The 21,727-nt window shown below is 42.4% G+C and carries 15 protein-coding genes and 1 riboswitch; of the genes, 6 read left to right on the top strand and 9 right to left on the bottom strand.

The genetic code is table 11. From position 1 onward, the window contains the following. Positions 1-18: 18 nt before the first annotated feature. From ABFX33_RS03065 to ABFX33_RS03045, 5 genes are all read left to right on the top strand, one after another. Positions 19-1,173 (top strand): TIGR03364 family FAD-dependent oxidoreductase, encoded by a 1,155-nt coding sequence (locus tag ABFX33_RS03065; protein WP_346084224.1) that lies wholly within the window; start codon positions 19-21, stop codon positions 1,171-1,173. A gap of 334 nt (positions 1,174-1,507) precedes the next feature. Next, positions 1,508-5,422, top strand: a complete 3,915-nt coding sequence (locus tag ABFX33_RS03060; RefSeq protein WP_346084223.1) for a response regulator — start codon at positions 1,508-1,510, stop codon at positions 5,420-5,422. Between the two features lie 4 nt (positions 5,423-5,426). After that, positions 5,427-5,783 carry a response regulator transcription factor gene (locus ABFX33_RS03055; RefSeq protein ID WP_120258120.1) on the top strand — a complete coding sequence of 119 codons (357 nt, stop codon included), beginning with the start codon at positions 5,427-5,429 and terminating at the stop codon, positions 5,781-5,783. Between the two features lie 9 nt (positions 5,784-5,792). After that, a complete protein-coding gene (locus tag ABFX33_RS03050) occupies positions 5,793-6,860 on the top strand; it encodes a hypothetical protein (protein ID WP_346084221.1) in 1,068 nt (355 codons plus the stop codon). After that, positions 6,854-10,276 (top strand): sulfatase-like hydrolase/transferase, encoded by a 3,423-nt coding sequence (locus tag ABFX33_RS03045; protein WP_346084219.1) that lies wholly within the window; start codon positions 6,854-6,856, stop codon positions 10,274-10,276. Before ABFX33_RS03050 ends, ABFX33_RS03045 begins: the two co-directional genes overlap by 7 nt. Here ABFX33_RS03045 and ABFX33_RS03040 read toward each other — a convergent pair. From ABFX33_RS03040 to thiS, 8 genes are all read right to left on the bottom strand, one after another. Beyond that, a complete protein-coding gene (locus ABFX33_RS03040; protein WP_346084218.1) occupies positions 10,273-11,514 on the bottom strand; it encodes a YaiO family outer membrane beta-barrel protein in 1,242 nt (413 codons plus the stop codon). The genes ABFX33_RS03045 and ABFX33_RS03040 overlap by 4 nt on opposite strands. A gap of 133 nt (positions 11,515-11,647) precedes the next feature. Beyond that, positions 11,648-12,358 carry a HesA/MoeB/ThiF family protein gene (locus ABFX33_RS03035; protein WP_257089860.1) on the bottom strand — a complete coding sequence of 237 codons (711 nt, stop codon included), beginning with the start codon at positions 12,356-12,358 and terminating at the stop codon, positions 11,648-11,650. A 4-nt stretch (positions 12,359-12,362) separates the two neighbouring features. Further along, the gene (thiH, locus tag ABFX33_RS03030; RefSeq protein ID WP_346084216.1) at positions 12,363-13,487 is read right to left on the bottom strand and encodes a 2-iminoacetate synthase ThiH; all 1,125 of its coding nucleotides are present in this window, start codon (positions 13,485-13,487) and stop codon (positions 12,363-12,365) included. Positions 13,488-13,496: 9 nt separating this feature from the next. Next, positions 13,497-14,267 (bottom strand): thiazole synthase, encoded by a 771-nt coding sequence (locus ABFX33_RS03025; protein ID WP_346084214.1) that lies wholly within the window; start codon positions 14,265-14,267, stop codon positions 13,497-13,499. After that, on the bottom strand, positions 14,264-14,899 hold the full coding sequence (gene thiE, locus ABFX33_RS03020; RefSeq protein ID WP_346084212.1) for a thiamine phosphate synthase: 636 nt from the start codon (positions 14,897-14,899) through the stop codon (positions 14,264-14,266). The genes ABFX33_RS03025 and thiE overlap by 4 nt, the downstream gene beginning before the upstream one ends. Next, positions 14,848-15,462 carry a thiamine phosphate synthase gene (locus ABFX33_RS03015; RefSeq protein ID WP_346084211.1) on the bottom strand — a complete coding sequence of 205 codons (615 nt, stop codon included), beginning with the start codon at positions 15,460-15,462 and terminating at the stop codon, positions 14,848-14,850. The genes thiE and ABFX33_RS03015 overlap by 52 nt, the downstream gene beginning before the upstream one ends. Further along, positions 15,459-17,273 (bottom strand): phosphomethylpyrimidine synthase ThiC, encoded by a 1,815-nt coding sequence (thiC, locus tag ABFX33_RS03010; RefSeq protein WP_346084209.1) that lies wholly within the window; start codon positions 17,271-17,273, stop codon positions 15,459-15,461. The genes ABFX33_RS03015 and thiC overlap by 4 nt, the downstream gene beginning before the upstream one ends. A 47-nt stretch (positions 17,274-17,320) precedes the next feature. After that, on the bottom strand, positions 17,321-17,527 hold the full coding sequence (gene thiS, locus ABFX33_RS03005) for a sulfur carrier protein ThiS (RefSeq protein ID WP_223579580.1): 207 nt from the start codon (positions 17,525-17,527) through the stop codon (positions 17,321-17,323). Positions 17,528-17,587: 60 nt separating this feature from the next. Next, positions 17,588-17,683, bottom strand: a riboswitch (TPP riboswitch). A 235-nt stretch (positions 17,684-17,918) separates the two neighbouring features. On the opposite strand from thiS, the gene ABFX33_RS03000 reads away from it, so the two are divergent. Continuing rightward, complete coding sequence (locus tag ABFX33_RS03000) at positions 17,919-20,558, top strand: alpha-L-rhamnosidase (protein ID WP_346084207.1); 2,640 nt, start codon at positions 17,919-17,921, stop codon at positions 20,556-20,558. 186 nt (positions 20,559-20,744) lie between these two features. On the opposite strand, the gene ABFX33_RS02995 is transcribed toward ABFX33_RS03000, so the two are convergent. Continuing rightward, complete coding sequence (locus ABFX33_RS02995; protein ID WP_346084205.1) at positions 20,745-21,299, bottom strand: phosphatidate cytidylyltransferase; 555 nt, start codon at positions 21,297-21,299, stop codon at positions 20,745-20,747. Positions 21,300-21,727 lie beyond the last annotated feature (428 nt).

The following is a 21,727-nucleotide window of genomic DNA, read 5'->3' as shown; positions in this document are numbered from 1 at the left end:
CGCTAATATTTTTAAAGAATGAAAACAAATACATACGATTTAATTGTTGTAGGCGGGGGTATCCTGGGAACTTTTCATGCCTATCACGCATTAAAAAAAGGATTGCGTGTTCTCCAGCTTGAAAAAGATAATTTTCCTGTAGGATCTACAGTGCGCAACTTTGGTCAGGTTGTTCCATCAGGAATGGCCGGGGAATGGTTTGATTATGGTGTAAGGGGATTGGAAATATATCAATCCATTCAACAGGAGATGGATATTTCCATCCGGAATAATGGTAGTATCTATATCGCTTCTGATGCCGACGAGGTACAGGTTATTCATGAACTTTCAGCACATTATCAGACGAAAGGTTATGCTCATGCGCTCTGGTCCCAAGAACAAGTTCTGGCAAAATATCCTGCCATGAATGCCGATTACGTCAAAGAGGCTATTGTTTTTGAGCAGGAACTGAGTGCAGAGCCCGAAACAATGATTCGTCAGCTGCATGTTTTTATGCAAGCAAAATTTGAAAATTATACGCTTAAATATGACACAACAGTCATCGCTTGTGAAGATGGCAATGCACTGGCACGTTTAACAACAAGTAGTCTGGATGTATTCGAGGGAGCGAAAATTATTATTTGTAATGGTTACGAATTTAAGATCCTTTACCGCTCTTTGTTTGATGATAGTGGTTTAGAAATCAGTAAACTGCAAATGATGCGTACGAAGCCCTTGCATCAGATCCAGTTGCCGGGAAATATCCTGACGGGATTGACGATTCGCCGTTATGAAAGTTTTGAAGAATACTGCCCTTCATTTGGCGCTATTCCTGTACCTGAGCATTATAATGAATTGCGAAAATATGGAATACATATTTTATTTAAACAGGCTACTGACGGTAGTATTATTGTCGGAGATTCCCATGAATATGCGGCTGGCAATCGATTAGATGAATTGGGTTTTTCGGTTGATACCTATATTAATGAACTCATGATTGCCGAAGCCAACCGTATTATTCCGATGCAGAAAGATTGGATTGCCTCTTCCTGGTCGGGATTCTATTCACAGCATAAAGATCATATTCTTGAGGTTGATATCAGCCCACGTATTCACGTGCGCACCGGAATTGGTGGTAAAGGAATGACAGCCAGTGCCGGTTACGCTGAGCAAAGTATTGAGAAGCTGTTTTAAGCCTATTATTTTTTGAATACAAGAGGTCTGCTAGAAATAGTAGGCCTCTTGTCTTTATACAGGTCTTGTCTTTCTATCTGAAGTTCATATAGGAGGAAAAAAAGTCAGACAGGTGAAATGGATTGATATTTTTAGAAAATTAATTATTAAGAATTTTTAATAGCAGTTTACAGTTGTTTTTAGCAGATTTTCTGCAATCCAAACCAACAATTTAGGATGATCATTGTTGTTTAAATTAGCGTAATTCAATGATATTTCCTTATTGGTTATGTGTTAAACAATGTTTTTATTAACTTCACAGGCATAATAGACCAGAAATAACGAACAGTAGTATATGGCAAACCAAAATTTCCCTGAAAATGAATGGCGAAGGATTGAGAAATTAAAATCCTATGAGTTAATGGGCTTAGGGAAAGACCCTGAATTGGATGTATTTGCGCAGGCGGCTTGCCTGATTACCGACTGTCCCGCCGCTTTGATAGCCATGATGGAAGAGCAAACGCAACGCATACAAAGTTGTGTAGGCATGGAACTGGATACGGTCGAAAGAAAAAATACAGTTTGCCAATATACGATCCTAAGTAAGGAACTGCTTGTCATAGAGGATACTTTTGAAGATCCGCGCTCATCCTCCAATCCCCTGATTCGGGAAGGCAATATTCGTTTTTATGCGGGAGTACCACTGATGGATGAGGATGGCGATGTATTAGGAACCATTTGTGTGATAGATTTTCAACCAAAGTCACTTTCTGACAAGCAACGACATTTATTGGAAGAGTTGGGAATAGGAGTGACTAAGATTCTCCTTGGAAAGAAAAGAAAGCGACAGGCTGGATATTTCTCCGAAATCTTTCAATTGACAAATAATGTCATTTGTGTATTAGATGAAAGTTGTCAGATCAAAGATGTCAATCCTGCTTTTACCAGCGTATTAGGGATCTCAAGATCAGATAGTATGGGGAAGTCCCTGTTTAGTTTATTGCAAGATGATACAAACACATTGGCCTCCGATTTAAAACAGATCGTGGATGCAGATTATGGGATTCAATCCACATCATCGACATTTGTAACAGATGGCAGTGAGGTCATAATCGAATGGCATTTTAAATACGATGCCATCAATCATGAAATTCTAGCCTTTGGCCGGAATGTCACAAAGGAACGTCAGGAAAAACTGAAGCTGGAAAATTCGGAGCGTCGTTTCCGTAGTTTTTTTGAAAATGCGATTGGCTTGATGAGCATGCATGATATGGATGGTAATATTTTGGCTGTCAATGAAAAAGGACGGGCGGTGCTTAAATATGAACAGCAGGAAGTCAAATCGCTTAACCTAAAGAAATTGGTCCCACCACATCATGTGGGATTGGTGGAGGACTACCTAAAACGTATCGCGCTAAATAAAGAGGATTCGGCCATGATGGTCCTGCAAACAAAAGATGGTGAAAATATTTCCTGGCTTTATCATAATATGGTCGAATTGGATGAAGAAGGGAAGCCCTATGTGGTCAGTACAGCATTGAATATGACCGATCGCATGCGCCTGGAGAACGATTTGCTGCATACCAAACAGATCCTCGAACAGACCAATGCTGTGGCTCAGGTCGGCGGATGGGAAGTAAACCTCGCAGAAAATAAAGTTTATTGGTCCGACTCAACAAAATTGATTCACGGTGTTGATCCAAATTTTACGCCGGATTTTGAACATGCCATTGGTTTTTATGAGCCCGAAAGCCAAATAGCGCTACGACATATATTCGAAGAATCGATCCGTAGCAGAAAACCTTATGATACCGAATTGCGCCTGTTAAAACAGAATGGAGAAACAATCTGGGTTAGGGTAAAAGGGATTCCTGAATTTGAAAATGATGTCTGTAAACGGGTATTTGGTATTATCCAGGATATTGATAAGAGTAAATCCCTGTATCTCGAATTGGAACGTAAAGAATCCATGTTACGTGCCTTTGTAAATTATGTGCCTGCATCGGTGGCGATGTTTGACCGAGATTTCAATTATGTATCGCTCAGCAATCAATGGATTGAAGACTTTCATAAAGATGAAAGTCAATTACTTAATAAGAACCTGTTTGAACTTTTTCCGGATATTCCGTACCAACGGAAAAAAATCTATCAGGATGCATTGGAGGGAATCCCCTATAAGAATATAGATGAGGTGATTCAGGTCGGCGGAATAGCCGAGCCGCAGCACTTCAACTGGGAAGTACGGCCATGGCATCTAACCGATGGCAGCATCGGTGGGATTATCATTTTCACGCAAAATATCACGGAATCCGTCCAAATAAATGAGGAATTAAAACATGCAAAAAAAATGGCGGATTTGGCAAGTAAAGCCAAATCGGAATTCTTAGCCAATATGAGTCACGAAATCCGGACACCACTAAATGGTGTGATCGGGTTCTCAGATTTATTATTGAAAACTCCGCTGAATGATACGCAAATGCAATATTTGGGCTATATTAATGAATCTGGGAACAGTTTATTAAATATCATCAACGACATTCTGGACTTTTCGAAGATTGAGTCTGGAAAACTGGAACTTTTTGTCGATAAATATAATGTATACGATATCGCAAATCAGGTGATCAATGTGGTATTATACCAAGCTCAGCGAAAAGAAGTTGAATTGCTTTTGAATATCGAGCAAGGATTACCTGCTTTTATATGGGTTGATGAAGCCCGTATTAAACAAGTCCTTATTAATTTACTGGGCAATGCGGTTAAGTTTACCGAAAAAGGGGAGATCGAGTTTAAAATAAGTCAGCTTCATCATAATAGCGACAAGTTAAGCCTACGTTTTGAAGTGCGCGATACAGGAATCGGAATTCCTGAGGAAAAACAGCAACGTATTTTTGATGCTTTTACGCAGGAAGACAGTTCTGTCAGCAAACGGTATGGTGGAACCGGGCTTGGACTGACCATCTCCAATAATTTGTTAAAATATATGGGGAGCAAGTTGAATTTGACCAGCCAACTGGGAAAAGGATCGACGTTCTACTTTGATATTGAGGTATCCTGCGAAATGATGGAGCAGGAAGATGGCACTCTACCCTTAAATAGGGTACTTGTGGTGGATGATAATGCCAACAATCGGGTTATCCTACAACACATGCTGGCTTATAAACAGGTTGAGTCTGTATTGGCGGAAAATGGTATGGAGGCATTGCAATTGCTGATGAAAGGAGAGCGATTCGATGTGATCTTGATGGATTATCATATGCCTATTTTATCGGGACTTGAAACCATTGAAAAGATTAAGGAACTGTTTCGGCAACAGGGAGAGGGGATTCCGTTGATTGTATTACATACATCTTCTGAGGAGCACGAAGTAATTTCAGCGTTTAGACAGGAAGAACGCTCGTTTTGTCTACTGAAGCCGATTAAATCGGATGAACTGTATCAAACCTTGCGCAGGGCTATCCAACAAAATAAAGAAGAGGCTGGACAGGCAAAAGTAAATCTATCCCTACCTACGGATGTCTATGGTAAAGGTATTCAGGTTTTGTTGGCAGATGATAATGCGGTCAACATGGCATTGAATTTAAGAATGATGGCCAGTATTATGCCAGATGCAATTTTGACAGAGGTGTCAAATGGAGCCGAGGCAATTCGAGCATGTGAGGAAGTGAATTTTGATCTTATCCTGCTCGATGTGCAAATGCCGGAAGTTGATGGTATCGAAGCTACAAAACAGATCCGTCAAATGAAACAATATCAAGATACACCTATTATCGGTATCACTGCCGGGAATGTTTCGGGTGAAAAAGAGCGCTGTTTAGCTGCTGGAATGTCTGACTTTTTAGCTAAACCTATTCGACAACAGGATTTGTTTAATGCCTTGCAGCAAGCAATGTTATCGATGGATTCTTCTCAACAATCGGAGATCGAGGCTGCAGATTTGGCAACCCATTTGGATCTGCAGCGTTTGAATGAACAGGCGGGTGATGACCCCGCATTTTTATCCTTTTTCCTCGACTTGGTCATCAAAGAAATTACAGCATCGAGGGCGCAGATTGCAGATGCAAAAAAAGAAAATGATCTGAAGCGTATCAAGGAGCTATTGCATAAATTGAAGGGAACTTCATCAACTGCTGGACTTATTAAGCTGGCTCAACTAACAAAAGAGCTGGAAACTAGTATTTCCTTCGATACCGATTTGTCAAAAGCATTTACTGCTATCGAAGCAGAAATGGAAATCGGACTGGATTTGATTACAAAAATTTTAAATAAATAGGAGCATGTTGATTTTAATTGCCGAAGACGACGAGTTAATTTTACGCACCGTAGAACACAAATTAGTAAAAGAAGGACACGAAGTTGTTTTGACCAGAAATGGTCAGGAAGCGATCGAAAAGATCGGAGAATCAGATTTTGATCTGGTCGTGACCGATATTATGATGCCATTTGCGTCGGGGATTGAAATTCTTTCCGCGATAAAACGTATTGGAAAGAAAATTCCGGTCATTGTGCTGTCAAGCATGGGGCAGGAGGAAGTGGTTGTTGAGGCCTTTGACCTTGGGGCTTCAGATTTTATGGTTAAACCATTCAGTCCAAACGAGCTTATCCTGAGAATAAAACGCTTAACAAATAAATAGACTTAGATTATGTCCCAGCATATCGTCCTACATGAGCTTATCCTAGCAATAATCGCCGTTCTAGTTCTAGTGCTATTGCTGATTATAGCCGTGCTGGGCTACAGTTTTTACAGCTATAGGATCTTACATAATCGACATTCCTGGAGACAGATTATTGAGTATAAAATTATGGAGACGATTGTGGGAACGGATCAGAATACTGAACAGGATCAGGAATTTGGCAAACATCTCAAGGAACCTTCATTTCGCGCACTTTTTTTGGATGTATTGGTTGCTTCGGACCGGAAATTTTCCGGTGGGGCAAAAAAAGCTATCAATGGCCTCTTTTATGAATTCAAATTGGAAGACGAGGCTTGGCGAAAGCTAAGGCAAAGAAAAGCCTATCTCATCGCCGGTGGTATACAGGAATTGGCTGCAATGAATGTTGAAGCGGCAATTCCGGAGATAAAGGCAAAGCTGAATGACGACCGTACGGCGATTTATCAGGAGGCACAGTATGCTATGGTAAGTTTTCAGGGCTATGAAGGTCTGGGATTTTTGGAGCATTTTGATAAACCGTTATCAGACTGGCAGCAGTTGCGACTCCTGTACTCTATTCATCATATACCTGAACTTTCTGATGTGCAGGTTTACAGTTGGTTAAAGAGTACAAATGATTCGGTCGTTATATTTACTTTGCGCCTGATCCGAAAATTTAGATTGATGGCGATGTATACAGCGGTCTATGACCTACTTGACCATTCAGCCATATCTGTTCGTGTGCAGGCTATACGGACGATGCAAGCCATAGAAAACCATACGACGATCAGCCAGTTTATGACCTGCTTCGATCAACAGCCCATTGAAGTGCAGCTTGAAATTCTTAAATCCATGAGAGTAGCCCGGAGCAGGGAATGTGAAGACTTTTTGAAGGAACAATTGTGGAATCATGCCGAGGTATCCGTTAAAATCTCTGCGGCTGAAGTGCTTGTCGTTCTAGGGGAAGATCAATATTTACGCGAAATTTCGGAAAGAACAGATACTTACGACCAACTTATCCAGATTATTAAACACGCTTTGCAAGAGAAAAAATGTTAGAATTTTCCCATATTGTATATGAAATTGTAGTTTGGCTGTTTTTACTTTATTCTGCCGCCGTATTTATTATCTATACGTGGATTGGACTATATGCTTATGGAGCAGTCTTTCGTTATAAACATAAAAACGCATTTACCGATTATAGTATTATTGCTACTAATCCCAATGCACCCACCTTCAGTCTGATTGCTCCGGCCTACAATGAGGGAATGACGATCATTGAGAATGTACGCTCTTTATTATCCCTGTATTATCATAATTTGGAAATTATTATTGTGAATGATGGCAGTAAGGATGATTCCATGCAGAAATTGATTGCAGCTTATGAACTCGAGTCCACTTCTTTTTTTGTTCAGGGAAATATTGAAACTAAGGAAATTCGGGGGATCTATAAAAGTAAAAATCCTGCCTTTAAAAAACTCATTGTTGTCGATAAAGAGAATGGCGGTAAAGCGGACGCACTCAATGTTGGTGTTAACATTTCCGCAGGTGATTATATCGTCTGTATCGACGTGGACTGTATTCTGGAACAGGATGCGATCTTAAAATTGGCGAAACCTTTTTTGGAACAAACAGAGAAACGTGTTATTGCCTGTGGTGGCGTAATACGTTTGGCCAATAATTGCAATGTAGTCAATGGATCCGTGACGGAGGTAAATCTTCCAAAGTCTTGGTTGGGTCGCACGCAGGCGCTGGAATATATTCGTGCCTTTATTTTGGGGCGAATGGCTTGGTCCAGGGCTTCTGGATTGATTTTGATTTCTGGTGCTTTTGGTGCTTTTGATCGTCAGATCGTTCTGGCTTGTGGTGGTTATGACAGAAATACGGTGGGTGAGGATATGGAACTCGTGGTACGTATGCGGCGCTATATGGAAGAGCAAAAGCAAGCCTATGAAGTCGTTAATATTCCGGATCCCTTGTGTTGGACGGAAGTGCCGGAGTCAAAAGAGGTCCTGCGCAAACAGCGCAATCGCTGGATGAGAGGCACCATGGAGACCTTATGGAAACATCGAAAACTGATGTTTAATCCCAAATACGGTCGTTTTGGTATGATCAGTATGCCTTACTGGTTTTTCTTTGAGTTTTTGGGACCTCTTGTCGAATTTACAGGTTACATTGTTTTTGTGATCTTTTTTATTCTAGGAATCATCAACTGGCCTTTCTTCTTTGCCTTATTTGCGCTGGTTATCGCTTCTGGAATTCTCTATTCAATTTATGCGATTTTGGTTGATCTTGTCAGCCACCAGGTCTATACAAAAAAACGGGATCTCTCGACTTTGCTTACAACCGCCATTCTTGAACCTTTATATTTTCATCCCATTGTTGTCAAAGCCGGTGTGCAGGGGGTAGTAGATTACTTTCGTAAGCAACATGGTTGGGGCGAAATGACAAGACAGGGTTTTCAACAAAAGGAGTCGAATGAGTCCGTTTGGAAATACTTGGGTAAGCGATTAAATTTAGCATTGCAGGGAATCGGTCCAGTCATGGCTGTTTTCTTTGTGTTGTACATGTTGTCCATCGGCATAGAATGGTGGTGGTATGGCCGACGTTTTGTCCAGCTGGCAGATGTGGGGGCAGGGAAATACTTGCTTGGAGACAATCTGCTCTTTGCCTTTCAGGTGCTTGGTTGCGTTGGGATAGGGTATTTATTGCTTCAGTTTCTCAGTAGCTTTTGGTCGAAGTTTCTGCTGGTCGTATCATTATCAGCAATCGTTGTCATTCAATTTATTCTGTTTCTGTATTTTGCGGAATCGCGAAATCTGCTTGGCGCAGACCTATTTTATTACAGTTCCGAGGAGATGAAACAGATTTTGGAAGCCAGTGGCATGCTGAGTTTTACGAATATCGCTTTACTTTTATTACTGATTGTGATCGCCTGGGTGCCGCTTTGGATAGCCAATAAGCAGACTTTTAAAAAGGCTTATGCGGGGATTGCTTTCGTCTCAATAGGCCTTGTGTCTTGCTTTATTTCTTCGGCTTCAATCTTGGGAAGCGCTTCAGCAAAAGATGAATTTGTGGCCAATGCAAGTCGAAGTAAATGGCGTTATTTTTTTGATTCCAATTTATCCGATTATGTGGCGGAGCATCCCGGAATGTTGGCTGTACTCGGTCAAGATGATGCGGATCCGAAGGAGCTGGATAGTAAATTTCCTTTTCTGAAAACTGAAGATACCAAGGATTTCCTGGGAGCCTATTTAAACAAGACAACGAAGGCACCGAATTTGCTCATTCTTGTTATTGAAGGTTTGGGACATGCCTATAGTTCGGAAAATGGTTATATTGGCAACTTTACGCCATTTATAGGTGCGTTGAAAAAACAATCCTTGTATTGGGATAATAATATGAGCTCCTCGGGAAGGACATTTTCGGTATTGCCTACATTAACTGGCTCATTGCCTTTCGCCATGCATGGTTTCCTTGAGCAGGATACTTTGCCGGATAACTTTAATCTGTTCAACATTCTAAAGCATAACGGGTTTAATACCGGATTTTTCTATGGTGGTCATTCTAATTTCGATTTCATGAAAAAATTCATGGACTATAACAAAATTGATAGACTCATTGACCAGGAGGCTTTTGGTCCACCGTATAAGAAGTTACCGGAAAAAGGAGGCGAAAGTTGGGGATATGAAGATCAGGCTGTATTTAGCAAATTGCTTGAAGTACAAAAAGTGCAGGAGAATCCCTATTTCCATGTCCTGCTGACGCTATCGACACACAATCCTTTTTTAATTAATAATGCAGCCCATTATGAGCAGTTATTTGATCAGCGAATCGCATCTATGGAGCTGTCTCCGACGCAAAAAAAATGGGCCCTGGAGAACCGGACACAGCTTGTTTCAGTTTTAAATTTGGACGATGCGATGGCACAGTTTTTTAAGGAATATAAAAAAAGACCGGATTTTGCGAATACCATTTTTATTATCACGGGAGATCACGCTATGCCGGAGATACCTTTACAGAGTAAAATAGACCGTTATCATGTGCCACTATTGATTTATTCGTCCCTGCTAAAAGAAGCAAAGACCTTTCACAATTTTGTGAGCCATTTTGACATTGCTCCTTCGGTACTGGCATATTATAGAGAAAATTTTGCCCTAAAAACTCCAACTCAAGTGACCTGGATTGGTCAAGGCCTTGATAAAGGCGCATCAGCGAAAGGAGAGGGGATCGCCATGATGCAGAGCAAGAATCAACTGATTGACTTTGTGCGCGGTAATTATCACCTTTCTGAGGGCCAATTATATCAACTGGATGGCACATTCAATGAAGATGTGGCCCCGGATAATGCAAAAGAAGAATTGTCCAAGTGCTTTGAATTGTTTAAGCGCAAGAACAAACTGTTTTATACCCAAAAAAGATTGTTACCAGACAGTGTCTATGTCAACTATTTTAGACCCTTGAAGAAAGACTAAAATTTGCGGATATAGCCTAGGATGATATCCAGTTGATTTCCTTTTTCTTTTGGTCGGAATTCTTGGTTATAATAGGTGCTCGAGATCGAGAATAGGTTGCTTTGTTTAACCGAAAAATTATACTCAGCACCTACTTTGAATGTCTTTAATTTGTATGGAGCGTTGTCCAATAGATTATTCCGGTTTTCCTCGGGACTCAAACCTGTTCCGGCACTAAATCCGAAGTAATCGTTTGCACCTTTGGTATAGTAACGCACTGTGCCGGTATAAGATTGGGAAATATTCTTCTCGCCGGGTGTGAGGTATGTCCTGAGATTAAACCAGAAGTTTTGGTAATACTTCCCGACGGAAGCTGTATACATCCAGATATTATCACTGAAATAAAGCTGTCGGTATCCGATTTCCCCCTCAAAACTGTTGGGTAGGTTGGCGTATAAGGAGACACCTGTACGGTATTTGGCAAATATGCCTACATTATTGGAGTATGCTGCTCCGACATAGAGGTAAAATATTTTGGATAGACGTGGATAAGCTTCCATTTCAAACTGTACACCATTCTCAGCGAACTTATTTGCATAATTTGTTCTAAAGATCACAGATCCAATCGGGGTAGCACGTTTATAGCTTAAGCCAACGATATGCCAATTATTGTCAAACTGTTTGTCAAAATAGACGAAATTATAGGTTAAACCAATGGCGTTTTTAGCGGTATATTCCTCAATGTTTTTGGCCAAAGATCGCGCTTCCGCATTTTTTGGGTCTAGTTTGAGGAGTTGATGCACTGCATTTTCGGCGACCTCATAGTGATTGGCGCTATAGTTGATCTTGGCTTTCAACAACAGGAGATCCTGTGATTGCGGGTGAAAACCCAGCCCTTTGTCGGTCAGCTGGCTCGCTTTCTCAGCCTGGTTATTCCAGTACTCCAGCGCTGCATAAGCTAAAAAGAAGTCTTCATCTTTTGTATTTTTCTTATCTAGCTCATGAAAGAGCGTCCGGGCTGAATCAATCTTGTCTGACCAGGTATAAAGACGCCCCAGAAAGATGCTGATGTCGGTATACTCTGGTGCCTGTACAAGCGCCTGTTTCGATAATTGGATGGCCTGCGGATAGTCTTTTGAATCAAAAGCGACCTTACGTGCTTTGGCAAAGAGATCATCAGCGGTGATTTTTGTCTCTTGGGCAATTGAAAATAAAGGCAATAAAGCGAGTGATAGTAATGGATAGATTACTTTTTTCATTCCAGATTGTATAGTTGACATTTAGCTTGCTAATATATAAACTAAAATTAGAAAATATTGTTTGCCAATGCTTGTTTTAGATGAATTTTAAGAAGAAGCTCTCCGCAGATAGGAGAGCTCGTTAAGTTATATCTTAAAAAGAAAGCTTCGTAAAGCGCCAGTGATAGGTATCGACAAGAGTCAATTGATTACAATCTACGGGCAGGCCGGCAGCCATTTTGAGCACCTGCATAGCCATCATACTCCCTATTATGCCTGGTAATGGCCCTAGTACACCATTTTTATCACAATTGGGTACTTGTTCAGGAGAGGGAACTGTTGGAAATAGGTCCAGGAGGTGCTTGCTTCCTTGATAATTAAATACGGCCAATTGCCCCTCGAATCCATATATACTTCCATAGACTAAGGGCTTGTTCAGCCTGACGCAGGTTTCATTGAGCAGATAACGCGTCTTGAAGTTGTCACAGCAATCCACAATGATGTCATAGGGTGCTAAGACTTCTGTTGCATTGTCAGCCTCGAGCTTCAGCTGTACCGGTTGAAAGTCAATGGTACTATTATGCTGTTTGATGTAATCGGCTGCACTTTTTGTTTTGCTGACATGTAGCTGCTTTTCACTATGGATCACTTGCCTATTCAAATTATGAAGTTCGACCTGGTCGAAGTCAACTAAAGCAATACGACCGATGCCTGCTGCGGCTAGATATTGTAATACGGGGCTTCCCAATCCTCCAGCACCCACAATAAGCACCTTGGAATTCATGATTTTTCGTTGCCCCACAACACCGATTTCCTCGATAAAAATCTGTCGGCTATACCGTTCGAAAATAAGGTCTTCTTTCATCTGCCTAACGTACTAATCCTGAGTAATTGCTTTCCCAATCTTTCATCACCGGGTCATATCCCATTTTCCGGATTTGATTTTTTATGGTTTCCATATCCCGTTCGTCACTGACCTCAAATTGCTCCAGGGCTTGTGGATCTACCACATAGCCACCGGGGTTTGTTTTTGAGGCTGCACTCATTGTTGTCACCCCGATGGGAATGATATGATCCCTGAAGCTTTCATTTTCCCGGGTGGAAATTGAGATTTCCAGATTTTCGTTCCATAAGCGGTAAGCACAGATCAATTGGAGCAGGTGCTTGTCCGAGAGGTGGAAATTGGGCGCTACAGAGCCTTCGGCTGGTCGCAGCCTTGGAAAGGAAATAGAATACCGGGTCTGCCAATACTGTTTTTGCAAATAACTGATGTGGGTAGCCGTAAAGAAGCTGTCTACACGCCAATCCTCCAATCCGAGTAATACCCCCAATCCAATTTTATGAATGCCGGCCCGCCCAATGCGGTCTGGGGTATCCAGACGATAATCAAAATTGGATTTCTTCCCTTTCGGGTGGTATTTCTTATACACCTCCCGATGATAAGTTTCTTGGTAGACCAAAATAGCATACACCCCTGCAGCCTGTAATAATTGATACTCTTCCTGTTCCAAGGGTTGGACTTCGATCGATATTTGGGAGAAATGAGGTTTGAGCAGCTCAATTGCATTTAAGAAATAATTGATTTCCACCGTTTTGTTTGCTTCCCCACTGACCAGCAATACATGGTTGACACCCATGGATTTGAGTGCCATCGCTTCCAGTAATAATTCGGTGTTGTTCAGTGTTTTTCGCCTAATCTTATTGTCCATGCTAAACCCACAGTAGGTACAAATATTCTGACATTCATTGCTGAGATACAGTGGTGCATAAAGCTGGATGGTCTTGCCAAATCGTCGCTGCGTGATCTGCTGTGCTTTAAGTGCCATCTGCTCCAGATAAGGTGTTGCAGCGGGAGAAATAAGTGCCATGAAATCGTTGAGTGTCAAATTCGCGCGGTTTAATGCACGCAGTACATCTTGATCCGAGGCGCCATAGATCTTTGTTTGAACTTCTTCCCAGTTGTATTGGTCAAGTATCTCTTTAAAATCGTTCATGGCGCTATATCAATCGAATAAAAATGAGGTTAACGGACTCGAACTGATCGCTCGGGAACTGATAGGGCCCAAACCAGCTTCATAAGCTTTACGTCCCGCAATGACGGCTTCTTTAAAAGCTTCTGCCATGTACAGCGGATTATTGGAAACGGCAATTGCAGTATTGACCAATACGGCGTCAGCACCAATTTCCATGGCCTTAGCGGCGTCCGAAGGGGCGCCAATTCCAGCGTCAACAACTACCGGTACATTGCTTTCTTCGATAATGATCTCCAGGAAGTCCAATGTACGGAGCCCCTTGTTGCTGCCAATGGGCGCCCCCAAAGGCATAACGACAGCTGTTCCGGCATTTTCCAGTCGTTTGCAGAGCACAGGATCTGCATGGATATAGGGCATGACAACAAACCCCAATTTTGCCAGTTCTTCTGTTGCCCGTAATGTTTCAATCGGGTCAGGTAATAGGTAGCGTGGATCAGGATGGATTTCCAGTTTGACCCAGTTTGTTTCAAGAGCCTCTCGGGCAAGTTGGGCCGCCAAAACGGCTTCTTCTGCTGTTCTTGCTCCCGAAGTATTGGGAAGTAGATCTATTGTCGTTAGATCAATTGCAGCGATTAATTCGTCATGTGCAGCAAGCTGGTCAATCCGCTTGAGTGCAACAGTAACCAGCTGCGAACCAGAAGCCTGAATGGCCGCACTCATTTCGTTCAGATTGCCAAATTTGCCTGTCCCCATAAATAATCTGGACGCAAAGCTGCGATCGGCTATTTGTAATATGCTCATGGTAAAAGATTTTTAATGGATGAAATAATGTTTGGTGTCTGGGTGATCAATCCTGATACCGCTACACCATAAACTCCTGTCTGCAACAGATTTTGAATGTCTTCAAGACTGCTGATTCCACCGATGGCGAAAATCGGAACAGGAGGGAGTCCCTGCTGATTGATTTGGTTGATGATATTTTCATATCCCGCTAGGCCTAATAATGGACTGAGCTTTTGTTTTGTATCAGTATGTCTATAGGGGCCGAGTCCGATGTAATCACATTGTTCTGCTATTCGGCCTTGCACATCTTCCAGGCTATTTGCGGTACCGCCAATAATTTTGGATGGCCCCAATAGCCGACGTGCATCGGCGATAGCACAATCCGTTAGTCCAAGATGTACACCATCGACATCCAGTTCCTTGGCAAGTTTCACATGGTCATTGATGATGCATTTGGCTCCGAATTGTTCACAGATCTGTTTTATCTGCTGTGCAAGCCGAATGAAATCTTGCTCGTCAGCTTGTTTCCACCTTATTTGGACCCAGTTGGCGCCAGCATCCAATGCCTTTAGGATGTTGTTCTTCTGTTCTGTCCGTGTCAGTCCCTGCGAGATATACTGTAGTCTTTCGAGCATAGTTGATGTTTGCATGTAATAAAATGTTGAATAGGGTTGGGGGCTTGCCATAAAGCGCCAAGTAAAGCGATTCCATCTGCTCCAGCTTCCATTGAAAGCAGGCAGTTCTCAGCTTTTATCCCCCCCAGACCGATTAAATGAACATCAAAATTGGAACGGAACTGTAATTGATCCAGTACAGCATTGTGCTGCCCATAGCCTGCTTTGGAAATGCTTGGAAATAATGGACTTAAAAAGGCATAATTCCAGCATTTGTCCAGCGTATTGAACTGATTGATATGATGGACTGATGTCGAGCAGATACAGTTGGTCAGCTGCGGATCAAAAATGCCGTTTCGCCGATGATGTTCATTTAAATGAATTCTGTTAATATGAAGTGCATTTGACAGCTGCGGATGAGAATGCAGAACCAGTCTATCGTGATATGTTGCATCTATTGATGCTACATATCGCTGCATTTGTTCATCTGAAAAATGATATTTTCGCAAGTGCAAAAGATCAAGCCCCTGTTCAAACAGTGCATGTATGGTCTGAAGTTCTGAAGTGAATTCTTCCGCTGCTGTCAATGCAATGATCATAAATAGATTTCCTTTCCTTGGGCGATGAATTCCTGTGATTTTTCAAGCATACCCTGTGCTGCGCTATCCCTGATTTCCTGTGTAATTTTCATGGAGCAGAATTTTGGGCCACACATCGAACAGAAATGTGCTACTTTGGCAGCGTCTGCAGGTAAAGTTTCGTCGTGGTATTCACGGGCAGTGTCTGGATCCAATGACAAGTTGAACTGATCCTCCCAGCGGAATTCAAATCTCGCCTTACTCAGGGCGTTGTCGCGATACTGTGCCCCAGGATGTCCTTTGGCTAGGTCTGCAGCATGCGCAGCCAGTTTGTAGGTGATGACACCATCTTTCACATCTTTTTTATTGGGCAGTCCGAGGTGTTCTTTTGGTGTTACATAACAGAGCATGGCACAGCCATACCAGCCGATCATTGCCGCACCAATGGCAGAAGTAATGTGGTCATAACCCGGAGCAATGTCGGTTGTCAGTGGACCGAGGGTATAAAATGGAGCCTCGTCACAACATTCCAGCTGTTTTTCCATGTTCTCTTTGATAAGCTGCATCGGAACGTGGCCCGGTCCTTCGATCATCACTTGTACATCATGCTTCCAGGCAATCTTGGTTAACTCACCCAAAGTTTCCAGCTCTGCAAATTGTGCGGCGTCATTGGCATCGGCAATTGCGCCGGGGCGCAACCCATCACCAAGCGAAAAAGCAACATCATACTGTTTCATGATCTGACAGATCTCTTCAAAATGGGTATAAAGGAAGTTTTCCTGATGATGGAAAAGACACCATTTAGCCATGATGGATCCACCTCTTGACACGATCCCTGTCACCCGCTGTGCTGTTAAATGGATATAACGCAATAGAACCCCAGCATGTATTGTGAAGTAGGATACACCCTGTTCGGCCTGCTCGATCAGGGTATCCCGAAAAATTTCCCAGGTGAGATCTTCGGCAACACCTTTGACCTTTTCCAGCGCTTGATAGATCGGGACAGTACCTATTGGAACAGGTGAATTGCGGATAATCCATTCGCGGGTTTCGTGGATATTTTTGCCTGTAGACAGGTCCATAATTGTGTCGGCACCCCAGCGGCAGGCCCAAACGGCCTTTTCAACCTCTTCTTCGATACTTGAACTCACTGCACTATTACCGATATTGGCATTGATCTTTACCAGAAAATTGCGACCGATAATCATCGGCTCACTTTCCGGATGATTGATATTATTAGGGATAATTGCCCTACCAGCGGCGATCTCCTCACGGACAAACTCTGGTGTAATATATTTTCCGACAGTTCGGGCACCGAAATTTTCGCCCGGATGCTGATGATCCATGCCCGGTGTACTATCAGCAAGTTGCTCTATCCGTTGGTTTTCACGAATGGCAACATACTCCATCTCTGGTGTAATGATCCCCTTTCTGGCATAATGTAATTGCGTCACATTTTTACCCGGTGCAGCAACTTTAGGTTTATGGCTGTAAGCAAACCGAAGTTCGTCCAATGTGGTATCTGCCAGACGTTTTTGACCATATTGCGAACTGATCCCTTCAAGCTGTATGACATCCTCGCGGTCCAGGATCCACTGATCACGAAGACGGGGAAGTCCTTTACGGATGTCAATCTCTTGTGTCCCATCTGTATAGGGACCAGAGGTGTCATAAATACTGATGGGCGGGTTGACCTCGATCTGTCCATTACTCAATTTGGTCGGACTCAATGAAATCTGACGCATGGCCACCTTGATAGGGAAGAGTGTACCAGGAACAAAGATTTTGGTTGAATTTGGAAAAGGGGTTTGTGTGATTTTTTCTGCTGTCATGTTAATGGGGAATTAGGTATATTGAATTGATTCTGCTCCATACGAGATTATCCGCCTTGTGTAGCGGTTATGAGTAGGATATGATCATTGGGTTGTAAAACTGTTGCGGTCCAGTTGTCTTTTGGAACAACGCAGTTGTTGAGGGCCACGGCAATACCTTGGGTTTTACCGGATAATTCCGTCTGTAAAAGTTCGGCCAAAGAGCCCGGTGCGGGGTCGAAAAATCGGATTTGATGATTGATTGTTAGTTCCATTCCTTTTATTTTTTTGGTAAAACTTTAGGAATGGCAACAACAAGATACAGTAATGTATCTGGAAGATAGCTTACTTTTCCCTACGCCAGTATGATCTGGATCAGGTTATAAGGGTAAAATCTCAGCCCGCATATGCAGACACCCCTAAAGTCGGGACTAATATAGGATTATTTTGATGAATAATCCAAAACATTGCTATTAATTTTCATCGGCAGGATAACAGGACAGTACAGTTTAATTATCTTGATAATAATTGATATATTCGTTTTTGAATCAACTAAAACAATTTAACACTTTTTGTATTCCTGTTGAGTGTGTGCATTGTCACCCAGGAAAGAACCTAAATGCTATGCTAGGAAATACAGAAAGCTGAACGAAGTATAAACTAAACATGCGGAAAATTTTACTGATGACGATGCTGTGTGTAAGCTCGATACTGTATGCACAAAAACAAAAAGAATGTCTGCCAATTGAATTGAACTGTGAACATCTTGTGAATCCGCTGGGTGTGGATAAATCAAATCCCCGCTTAAGCTGGCGACTGACCGATAAGCGACAGGGAGCGAAGCAATCTGCTTATCAAATCTTGGTAAGCAGTGATTCACTTGCATTGGTAAAAAATAAAGCTAATAGCTGGAATAGCGGAAAGCGACTGAGTTCGGCGATGTTGATTCATTATGACGGTATTAGCTTGAAACGGCAGACAAAATACTATTGGAAAGTGCGTGTCTGGGACAAAAATGCGAGTGAAAGTACATCTTCCATCGCTTCATTTGAGACTGGTATGATGGGGATGGAGAACTGGAAGGGGAAATGGATCAGTGATAATCAGGATATTCACGAGCAGGCGGCACCGTATTTCAGAAGAGCATTTAAAACGACCAAGCCGATTAAGTCTGCCCGTGCCTATATTGCTGTGGCGGGACTTTACGAGCTTTCAATAAATGGCAAAAAAATAGGTGACCATCGTCTGGATCCGATGTATACCCGATTTGATAGACGTACCCTCTATGTGGTGGAGGATGTGACCCGTCAGATCCAGCAGGGAAACAATGCCATTGCTGTCGTATTGGGAAATGGTTGGTATAATCATCAACCATTAGCGGTATGGAATTTTGATAAAGCCCCTTGGCGTAATCGTCCCACATTTTGCTTGAACCTGCGCATTGTCTATCAGGATGGCAGTGAGGAGACGTTAACTACAGACCAACAATGGAAGACGGCGGCGGGACCTATCCGTTATAATAATATCTACACCGGCGAACATTATGATGCCCGTCTGGAGATGCCGGGATGGGATACTCCACAGTTTGACGATTCACAGTGGCATGCCATTCAGTATCGGAACCCACCTTCTACTAATATTGTTTCCCAACAGATGGTGCCCATCCGCCTGGTTCGATCGTATTCGCCGAAATCAATGAAAAAGATGGATGAGAAAACCTACATCTTTGATATGGGACAGAATATGGCCGGTGTGACAAAGATCAAGATTGGTGGTAAGGCAGGGACGGTGATCAAAATCAAGCATGGCGAACGATTGCAGGCAAATGGACGCTTGGATCTGTCCAATATTGATGTATATTATCGTGGGAATAAAGAACTGGAACCCTTTCAAACCGACATCTTGACGTTGAGTGGTAGGAAAGAGGATGAATTTATGGCGAAATTTGGCTATAAAGGCTTTCGCTATGTCGAAGTGAGCAGCAGTGATCCGATTGTATTGGACGAATCCGCTGTTACAGCTTATTTCATGCATAGCGATGTACGTCCAATTGGTCAGCTGAAAACTTCATCCCCCTTAATAAACGGTTTATGGGAAGCAACCAACAATGCCTATCTGTCCAACTTAATGGGTTATCCCACAGATTGTCCGCAACGGGAGAAAAATGGCTGGACTGGTGATGGTCATCTCGCAATCGAAACAGCCTATTATAATTTTGACGGCATCACTGTCTATGAAAAGTGGATGGCCGATCATCGGGACGAACAGCAGGAAAACGGAGTGTTGCCTGATATCATACCAACAGGAGGTTGGGGCTATGGTACCGCAAATGGCTTGGACTGGACAAGCACCATTGCCATTATTCCTTGGCAAACTTATCTGTTTTACGGAGATGCCAGCTTGCTAGCTGAATGTTATGACAATATTAAACGTTATGTGGATTACGTGGATGGAATCAGTCCCAATGGCTTGACAACCTTCGGTAGGGGAGATTGGGTGCCGGTCAAATCGCAGTCTAATCTCGAACTTACCTCATCTGTTTATTTTTATGTTGATGCGACAATTTTGGCCTCTGCCGCAAAAATGTTTGGAAAAACAGCTGATCAGCAGAAATACGAAATGTTAAGCAAGAAGATCAAAGATGCCATCAATGCGAAGTTTTTGGATCGTTCAAAAGGGATCTATAGCACGGGGACGCAGACAGAGTTGAGTGTGCCTTTATATTGGGGCGTGGTACCGGAAGCGATGAAAGCCAAAGTTGCAGCCAATTTAAATAATAGGGTAGAAGCGACCAATTTTCACTTAGATGTTGGCGTATTGGGGGCAAAAGCACTTTTGAATGCGCTCAAAGATAACGGCTATGGTGAGACAGCCTATAAAGTTGCGGTACAGGATACCTATCCCTCCTGGGGCTGGTGGATTGTCAATGGGGCGACAACATTGCTGGAAAACTGGGATCTGAAAGCAACAAGAGATATCTCTGATAATCACATGATGTTTGGTGAGATTGGAGGCTGGTTTTTTAAATCCATTGGGGGTATCTTGCCTGATCCAACACAAGCTGGCTTCAAACATGTATTGTTAAAGCCTATTTTCCCGAAGGAGCTCAAGGAGTCTTCGATTTCTTATCAGTCTTCCTATGGCAATATCCTGTCCAGCTGGAAGGTAAAGGGGAACAAGATTGAATATACCGTGGAGATACCGGCAAATGCCACGGCAACGTTTTATCCGCCTGAGAATATCCGCAATAGCAATGTTGTCCAATTGGAAGCGGGGAAATATCAAATGGATCTGGAATTGAAATAAAATAACGCGCAATATAGGCTTTGGACGAGCTAAAGACTTCGTACCAACTTCGTACCAACTTCTGCTTTACATCGGGAGCTGCGCGATATTTCATCGGTTTCTCCGGCTATTTTTCCCGATGAAATACCGAAGACAATCCGAAGCGAATTGCTGAAACGGTGGGAGTTGGTACGAAGAAAGAGGAGCCTAAGGAAGAAGAATATACAAACCTGCGATGGTACTTATAGGAATGGTTAAATTATCATAGCCATCTTTGCTCAGTGCTTCAGCGAGTGTAGCCATGAGCGCAATCGAGGTTATTATGCTGAGTTCCTGAAAGCCGAGATTCGAGCCGTGGGCGTATTTCCAGACCAAAAAGGCTACAATAATAGCACTGATAAAGAAAACAATAGATCCTGTCAAGGTCTTTTTTGCGCCAAGGATCATATAAGGCCATAGGGGCCATTTTTTGCCAGATAATGCGGCCATAGGATCACAGATAGCTAAGGTAGCCAAAGGTAGATAATAGAAAATGTAGCGATCATCCAGATAAGCCTGAGTTACAAAACAAAGATAGACTGCGGCAGGATAAGCTAGACTACCCGCAGATTTTCGGTCAATTGCATGAATAGATTGTAATAAATTAAATTTTAGGGACAGGACCAAAATCACTGCAAATAACCCACAAAGCAGTAATACGGACCAATGAATCGCAAGTAAAATAGGGAATAACAGTGAAATAATGCCCGTGCCTATATGCACGAGTTTTCTCGTGAATTCGACTCTAATCTTAAAACGATGGTATAAAATTTCAGAAAGGGCAAATAGCAGCAATCAGAAAACAGGTGGATAGGAGCCGGAGGTTGGGTTTTGAATTTAGCAACGAACTTCAAGTGATAGTGGGAGGTTGCAACGACCAGCAGGTGGAAGAATTTGCAAAATTCATCTTAAGGCATGAAGGATTTAAATAATTGTAGGATGACAGGCATCGTCATCTCTTCATTGCGTTTACGTATAATGCGCAATGGACTGTATTTATAGGTTTATTTGACCTTTAAAATATTTGTACTATTATAAAACAGAGCGTGGAAAGATAAGAAAGTGCAGGGGGATTATGGCTTGAAAATCATCTTATTATAAAATGTAATATATACTTGCCGTCCTCATCAGTAACCTGCTTTGTCGACCTA

Source organism: Sphingobacterium ginsenosidimutans (assembly GCF_039536865.1).
Classification (GTDB): Bacteria; Bacteroidota; Bacteroidia; order Sphingobacteriales; family Sphingobacteriaceae; genus Sphingobacterium; species Sphingobacterium detergens.
Note: the sequence above shows the minus strand (reverse complement) of the source record. Positions and strands in the feature narration are given on the sequence as shown.

Bases quoted from the DNA above. Each gene is read 5' to 3' on its own strand.
- ABFX33_RS03060 (WP_346084223.1), top strand. From the start codon at position 1,508: ATGGCAAACCAAAATTTCCCTGAAAATGAATGGCGAAGGATTGAGAAA.
- thiE (WP_346084212.1), bottom strand. From the start codon at position 14,899: ATGCAAACATCAACTATGCTCGAAAGACTACAGTATATCTCGCAGGGA.
- ABFX33_RS03040 (WP_346084218.1), bottom strand. From the start codon at position 11,514: ATGAAAAAAGTAATCTATCCATTACTATCACTCGCTTTATTGCCTTTA.
- thiH (WP_346084216.1), bottom strand. From the start codon at position 13,487: ATGAACGATTTTAAAGAGATACTTGACCAATACAACTGGGAAGAAGTT.
- ABFX33_RS03000 (WP_346084207.1), top strand. From the start codon at position 17,919: ATGCGGAAAATTTTACTGATGACGATGCTGTGTGTAAGCTCGATACTG.
- ABFX33_RS03055 (WP_120258120.1), top strand. From the start codon at position 5,427: ATGTTGATTTTAATTGCCGAAGACGACGAGTTAATTTTACGCACCGTA.
- thiS (WP_223579580.1), bottom strand. From the start codon at position 17,527: ATGGAACTAACAATCAATCATCAAATCCGATTTTTCGACCCCGCACCG.
- ABFX33_RS03045 (WP_346084219.1), top strand. From the start codon at position 6,854: ATGTTAGAATTTTCCCATATTGTATATGAAATTGTAGTTTGGCTGTTT.
- ABFX33_RS03035 (WP_257089860.1), bottom strand. From the start codon at position 12,358: ATGAAAGAAGACCTTATTTTCGAACGGTATAGCCGACAGATTTTTATC.
- ABFX33_RS03050 (WP_346084221.1), top strand. From the start codon at position 5,793: ATGTCCCAGCATATCGTCCTACATGAGCTTATCCTAGCAATAATCGCC.
- thiC (WP_346084209.1), bottom strand. From the start codon at position 17,273: ATGACAGCAGAAAAAATCACACAAACCCCTTTTCCAAATTCAACCAAA.
- ABFX33_RS03015 (WP_346084211.1), bottom strand. From the start codon at position 15,462: ATGATCATTGCATTGACAGCAGCGGAAGAATTCACTTCAGAACTTCAG.
- ABFX33_RS03025 (WP_346084214.1), bottom strand. From the start codon at position 14,267: ATGAGCATATTACAAATAGCCGATCGCAGCTTTGCGTCCAGATTATTT.
- ABFX33_RS03065 (WP_346084224.1), top strand. From the start codon at position 19: ATGAAAACAAATACATACGATTTAATTGTTGTAGGCGGGGGTATCCTG.